This window comes from Methylobacterium goesingense (assembly GCF_022179225.1).
In the GTDB taxonomy this organism is placed as follows: Bacteria; Pseudomonadota; Alphaproteobacteria; order Rhizobiales; family Beijerinckiaceae; genus Methylobacterium; species Methylobacterium goesingense.
Genome location: NZ_BPQL01000232.1, coordinates 1 through 1,166 on the forward strand (window position 1 = coordinate 1; position 1,166 = coordinate 1,166).

Consider the following 1,166-nt stretch of genomic DNA (forward strand, 5'->3'; position numbering starts at 1 on the left):
CCGGCTCGCTCGCCCGACTTCAATCCTGTATGGATGGCTCCTGCGGGTCAAGGATGGCGATCGGTTTGGGTGAACTGGTCGGCTGCGGCCATGTATACGGCGTCTGATCTGCAGCGGGATCGCTGCGCGCCCTGATGAAGTCCGCTTGGAGAACAGGTCCCACTCAATCGAGCGCGCTCAAAGTGCTCCGGATTGATCGGGGTGTCCTGGTTCTTCCTCTCCGTTCGTTCGCCATCACCTCACGTCGCCCTGACCGTTCGTTCAGCCATTCAGGCAGCAGTCGCCTGCGGCTGGTAGCGTGATCCGTCCCTGAGGACGGCAAAGATCGTTCTTGCCATGCGATGCGCCAACGCGATGGCGGCGACTTTCGTCTTCTTTCGGGCCAGCATGTCGGACAGCCAATCCTGTCTCGGGCCGCACCTGGATCTCACCATGATCTGCGACATGGCGCCCAGATAGAGCAGCCGCCGGATATACCGGTTGCCCATCTTCGAGATCCGCCCGATCCTCTGTTTGCCGCCGGTGGAATGTGGCTTGGGGGTCAGGCCGAGCCAGGCGGCATAGTCCCTCGCGCAGTCGAAGTTGCCGACGTCCGGCGTCGTCGCTGCGATGATCGTCGCCGAGAGCTTGCCGACGCCTGGGATCGTGGCCAGACGCTGGCTCGTCTCGCTTTGGGCGTGGGCCGCTTCGATCTCACGCGTCAACCGCTCGATCCGCGTGTCGGTGTCGACCAGCTGCTCGAAGAGGAGGCTGACGGGCAATCGGGCCGCTTCCGGCAGCTGATGCATTTGCGTTCGTAGACGGTCGACGTTCTGCGCCCCCTTCGCTGCGATGACGCCGAACTCCGTCATGTGGGCGCGGATCGCGTTGCAGATCTGCGTGCGCTGGCGGACCAAAAGATCCCGCGTGCGGTGGATGACCAGGACCGACGAGCAGGCTTCGCTCTTTACGGCAACGAACCGCATGGAGGGACGCGTGACCGCTTCACAGATGGCGGCCGCGTCGGCTGCGTCCGTCTTCCCGCGCTTCACGTAGGGCTTCACGTAAGACGGCGGCATCAGCCGGACGTCATGCCCCAGTTCCTGAAGCTTCCGCGCCCAGTCGTGAGCGCCCCCGCAGGCCTCCATGCCGATCAGGCATCGCGGCAGTTTCTCGAAAAACGCGAG

General features: G+C 63.9%; 1 protein-coding gene. It reads right to left on the reverse strand.

Annotated features, from left to right (window positions below):
• Positions 1–269 precede the first annotated feature (269 nt).
• On the reverse strand, positions 270–1,166 hold an 897-nt coding region (locus MFF30_RS25445; RefSeq protein ID WP_238283022.1), incomplete at its 5' end, for an IS110 family RNA-guided transposase.